Genomic DNA, 5,286 nt, shown 5'->3' on the forward strand with positions numbered 1-5,286 from the left:
TATTCACTTAAATACATTATCAAAGAATTTACAGACCACGATCATCATCATAAAGAACAAATTATTCATTTCCTTAAGAAATATAGCTTTGTCGTTTAACTTTTCTGCAGGTATTTCATTCAGTTCTTTCACTAGCAGTTCCCTAGTATCTTTTGCTTCCATAAGCAGCGTTGACTGTGATATGCCGGATTTTGCATAATCAGATGCATTTTTATTAAAGGGTTCAAAACGAGGAAACTTCATTCCCTTTTCCTGCCTTACAGATGGAATAACTTCGGACAATAGATGATGATCCCAAGCAGTAATATGAGCTATTATTTCACTAATAGACCATTTACCTTTGGATATCGGTTTAGACCATAATGTTTCATCCAAATCTACTAGTGTGTTTAACCAAGATGAATAGTTACTTAGATTCCTAATCTCATTCATTTCCTGTCCCCTCATTTCTATCATCACTACACATAACATAACATAAATCCAGATTTTAACAAAACGTATGTTCTTGTATTTATAAAAAAAAACAGGCTGCGGGTATTTTAATCATTTACGAAGACATTGTAATTCCGCCATTAATATGAATGCATCGTCCCGTAATATATGCACTCTTTCATCAGATGCCAGCAATACATAAGCTCCAGCATGATCGGCCGGCTGCCCCGGGCGTCCTAGTGGTTCATTACTGCCAAATTCCGCTACCTGTTTTTCATTGAATGTAGCCGGAATTAGCGGTGTCCAGATTGGTCCTCGTGCAACCAGATTGACCCGGATTCCTTTTTCCGCCAAGTTCTGGGCTAGGCTTCGCGTAAACCCGACGATGGCGCCTTTTGTGGCTAATCTCCATCAATTTCATAGGCGTAAAGAGTTTTTCAAATGAATGTGCAAACACAACTAAAAGGCCGCAAGTTTGCAGCCTATCTCCTACATTTATTCACTATGATTTCCTATAAAAAAACGAAAGCACCGGACCTCTTTTTCCTATTGTCTTTCATCCTGTCGTGCATTTTGCTGCAGAAGATCACGAATTTCTTTTAAATATTGCTCGGTGGCAGGTACTTCTACGACTACTTCTTTGACTTCTTCTTTTTTTCTAAAGAGAGAATTGGCTATCTTCATAAATATGAAAATCGCAAATGAGATAATGAGGAAATCGATTATCGCTTGAATAAATGATCCATATCGAATACTTGCTTCTCCTACAGGATAGGACAACGCCGAAAAATTCACTCCACCTAGTAAAATACCAACTATCGGGGTAATAATATTTTCTACGAGTGATGAAACGATTTTACCAAAAGCAGCGCCCATCACTACAGCGATAGCAAGGTCGAGAACATTTCCTTTAGATATAAAAGCCTTGAATTCTTTTATCATGACACCTACACCCTTCTATTCACTATTTACTATTAGCTTATCAGATAGCTAGATAAATTTGAACAGGGGATGCAGGCTCTGTTTTTTCTACCTGCCTAATTCAGAATGCTGTACCGTTTCTTTTTTTCGTATATCGATTAAGACGAAAACAAAAAACAGTGCAAGTACCGTACCGGCAAGTAAAAAGCCTCCCTTAATACCCAGTGGCAGCAGACCCAGTACGGATGATCCAACAACCACACCTATGGAGAAAAATGCGTAAAAATAACCATAAGCCTGTCCGCGCAGTTCTGGTTTTATTGATTGAATCAACAGTGTATTAATGGACGGAAATAAAAAGGCGAATCCTACTCCGTAGAGTGCCATCACGCTGTATAACGTAATCGTGGTCGTCATTTGGCCGATTAACAATTGACATATAGCTAATATCCCAACCCCAATCATTAAGGTATGCACTGGAGCCACACGGTCAAACACACGATTGGTCGGTAAAATAAAGACCAGTACCGCTACAATCCCAAACATACTCAACAGGGTTCCTGACATACGTGAACTAAACCCAAGGGATTCCACATACAACGGCAGCAGATAAGCTAGCACACCTTGAGAGAACATTAGGAAGAAGGCACCCATAAATGCTTTTTGCACACCAGAGTTCCAGCTAAATGACGTACGACGCTCATTACTTTTTTCCTTACTCTTATTTAGATGCCTTAAAAAGGCGGCACCAACGATTAAAAGACTCCCTAGGATTCCCACAAATGCAAATACATTCGGAACTGAGGTTTTGCTCGCCATTATTCCACCGAATGCCGGACCCACAATCGCAGCAATCCCAACAATTGAACCCGTTATCGCACTTTTACTGCCCTGCTCATTGTTTGCGGTTGTATTAGCCAATAACGTAAATGCTGCTGGTACAATTAATCCACTAAAAAAGCCATGTAATGAACGTACGACCAGTAAAGTTAAGGAATCATCAACCAGTTGGTACGCAAAAAGCGCCGCACTTGTTGTACCTAATCCAACTAACATAATTTTCAATGGACCAACCTTATCCGTTAACATACCTGAAGCAACATTCCCAAAGGAATTCGTAAATGAATACAAGCCGACTACAATTCCAGCGATAACTGTACTTGCTCCAACAGATGTCGCAAATGTACTCATAACCGGAAGTTGCACAAATAGATCAATAAATGAGAAGAAAATAATACAATAGACGATCCATGACATCTTAAATGGCTTCACCGTATAACGATGCTGCACTTTTTTTAAATAGTAATCAAATATAAAATTCCCAAATGGTATAAATGCTGCAAGCAAGGCTGTAATTGACCAGCCAATGGACCATTGAATACGAAGTGCTGCATATATTATAGTAACGATGTATAACACGAAAATCCCCCCGTGTATACTGCCGTTAATAGTGACAGCAAGGGGAAAATCAGCAAAATATTTTAAAGGCATGGCGATGAATAATAAGGTCAATAAAGAGATTCCATCTACTATTCCTGCCAGACGTAAATAATTGATTGGTGAACGCATTCTAGTACTCCTTTATTCTATAGTATATTTCTGAATACCCTTGGATTAATAGTCCTCAAACTAGCAACATCCTTTCCTTTCATTTTACCTGTTCTCATCTCTTAATTTATAATCAATTATAGACAAACTGTGAGAAATCCTTTCTCTGTTGTAAAGGTTCGGTATCCTCTGGGCCCTAATATTAAAAAGAACCTTCAATCCTTAGATCGAAGGTTCTTTTTGTTTAAAATAATTTAATGAACGCGTTCCGGCGAACTTTCGTTTAGGCGCAGTGACCTTGCTGTTGACGCATGAATTTGTTGGAAAAGCTCTGGGTTTTCCATTAACGACAACCCATAAGAAGGGATCATTTCTTTGATTTTCGGTTCCCATTCTTTAATTTGTTCAGGGAAACATCGAGTAATGATTTCAAGCATAACGTGCACGGCAGTAGATGCACCTGGAGACGCACCTAGCAATGCAGCTATCGAGCCATCTGCGGCAGTAACCACTTCTGTTCCAAATTGAAGTGTTCCTTTACCGTTAGCCTCAGTATCTTTAATTACTTGCACACGTTGTCCTGCTACTACGACATCCCAATCCTCACTCTTAGCATTAGGAATGAATTCCCGTAACTCTTCCATGCGCTTTTCATTCGAAAGCATTACTTGTTCAATTAAGTATTTGGTCAGTGATAATTCTTTTACACCTGCCGCCAGCATGGTAACGACATTATTAGGTTTTACAGAACTGAGTAAATCAAACATCGAACCTGTTTTCAAGAACTTAGGTGAGAATCCAGCAAAGGGTCCAAACAGCAGTGATTTTTTATTGTCTATATATCTTGTGTCAAGATGCGGAACAGACATTGGTGGAGCGCCTACTTTTGCCTTACCATATACTTTAGCATGATGCTGTGCAATCACTTCAGGATTTTTACAAACCATAAATAGCCCGCTTACAGGGAAACCACCAATCCTTTTTCCTTCAGGGATACCGGATTTTTGAAGTAAATGCAGGCTTCCACCCCCGCCGCCGATAAAGACGAATTTAGCCGTATGATATTCAGTTGTTCCTTTTTCCATATCACGTACTTTTAATTCCCATAAGCCTTCGCTGGTGCGTTTAATCCCATCCACACTATGTTTATAGTTTATATTAACGTCGTTATTCTTTAAGTGGTCGAATACCAAGCGTGTTAACGCACCAAAATTAACATCCGTGCCAGAGTCAATTTTTGTCGCTGCTATCGGTTCATTCGATGTACGCCCTTCCATGATAAGAGGAATCCATTCCTTCAGCTTTTCAGGATCATCCGAATATTCCATTCCTTGAAACAGCGGATTGTTTGAGAGCGCTTCAAATCTTTTTTTCAAAAATGATATATCTTTTTCGCCTTGGACCATGCTTGTATGAGGCAGCGGCATGATAAAATCCTGCGGATTGCGGATTAACTTGCTGTTTACAAGATACGACCAATACTGTCTTGAAAGCTGAAAATGTTCATTCACTTTAATCGCTTTGCTAATATCTAAAGATCCGTCCGGTTTTTCAACTGTGTAGTTCAGCTCGCACAGTGCAGAATGCCCTGTTCCAGCATTATTCCATTCGTTAGAACTTTCCTCCCCAGCCTTTGCGAGCTTCTCAAACACTGTTATTTCCCAATCCGGTGCTAATTCCTTCAATAATGATCCCAAAGTCGCACTCATGACTCCAGCACCAATTAAAATAACGTCTGTTTTTTTCTGTATGCTGCTCATTATAACCTTCCTTATCTCCTATATTTGCAAAAGAGATGCAGGCGCTCCTGCTTAGGTGTCACAAAAACAAAGGCGCAACCTTCGTACACATCTTTTCTGTATCAATTATAAATTATCATAATTATTTATATATTAAAATATCTATTGTTAAAAATTTGTCACATTTCAGCAAAAAATTAGTAAAAAGTGAGAAATCTAACAACTTAAACCCAGAAACACACAAAAAAATATACCCTTCATCTGTTTTATAAACTACGGCTGCTATTCTTAAATAAACAATTATCGTTTATTTTACAAATATGAAAACGCTTGCGTTTCTTTTTAAATATATCACAATAACAGTTCGAACATTAATGCCATCCCGTTATTGTTTTGCTTATCCCAAATATTCTCTCGATCTATTATATACTACTTTATTAAATAGTTAAATATTTTGTGAACTCAGTCAGACAAATTTTAGCGATTAACAAAGAAGAATTTGTCTCTATATATCTAAAAAAATGTTCAAGGATAGTCAAAATTTTCAAAAACATGCTGACTCTTAGGGGTTTTTGAAAATTGGGCGCCTTCTTTTAACCCTTACATCTTAGGAGATCTCTATTTAAGAAAACATGCTAGTCTCCAA

At 38.3% G+C, this 5,286-nt stretch carries 4 protein-coding genes and 1 pseudogene; all 5 read right to left on the reverse strand.

Going from position 1 to position 5,286, the window contains the following annotated elements; genetic code table 11:
- Positions 1-3: 3 nt before the first annotated feature.
- The 5 genes and pseudogenes from AC52RT_RS06270 to AC52RT_RS06290 all read right to left on the reverse strand — a co-directional run bounded on the left by AC52RT_RS06270 (position 4) and on the right by AC52RT_RS06290 (position 4,661).
- Complete coding sequence (locus tag AC52RT_RS06270) at positions 4-432, reverse strand: DinB family protein (RefSeq protein WP_495539953.1); 429 nt, start codon at positions 430-432, stop codon at positions 4-6.
- Between the two features lie 115 nt (positions 433-547).
- Positions 548-834, reverse strand: a pseudogene (locus AC52RT_RS06275) (SDR family oxidoreductase); the annotation flags it as partial.
- Between the two features lie 144 nt (positions 835-978).
- A complete protein-coding gene (mscL, locus tag AC52RT_RS06280; RefSeq protein ID WP_495539954.1) occupies positions 979-1,374 on the reverse strand; it encodes a large-conductance mechanosensitive channel protein MscL in 396 nt (131 codons plus the stop codon).
- 87 nt (positions 1,375-1,461) lie between these two features.
- On the reverse strand, positions 1,462-2,922 hold the full coding sequence (locus AC52RT_RS06285) for an MFS transporter (protein ID WP_495539955.1): 1,461 nt from the start codon (positions 2,920-2,922) through the stop codon (positions 1,462-1,464).
- A gap of 233 nt (positions 2,923-3,155) precedes the next feature.
- Positions 3,156-4,661, reverse strand: a complete 1,506-nt coding sequence (locus AC52RT_RS06290) for a malate:quinone oxidoreductase (protein ID WP_495539956.1) — start codon at positions 4,659-4,661, stop codon at positions 3,156-3,158.
- Positions 4,662-5,286 lie beyond the last annotated feature (625 nt).

The organism is Peribacillus sp. (assembly GCF_059453735.1).

What these genes read in the sequence shown, in the direction of transcription:
- AC52RT_RS06290 (WP_495539956.1), bottom strand. Translation starts at nt 4,661, where the DNA reads ATGAGCAGCATACAGAAAAAAACAGACGTTATTTTAATTGGTGCTGGA.
- AC52RT_RS06285 (WP_495539955.1), bottom strand. Translation starts at nt 2,922, where the DNA reads ATGCGTTCACCAATCAATTATTTACGTCTGGCAGGAATAGTAGATGGA.
- AC52RT_RS06270 (WP_495539953.1), bottom strand. Translation starts at nt 432, where the DNA reads ATGAATGAGATTAGGAATCTAAGTAACTATTCATCTTGGTTAAACACA.
- mscL (WP_495539954.1), bottom strand. Translation starts at nt 1,374, where the DNA reads ATGATAAAAGAATTCAAGGCTTTTATATCTAAAGGAAATGTTCTCGAC.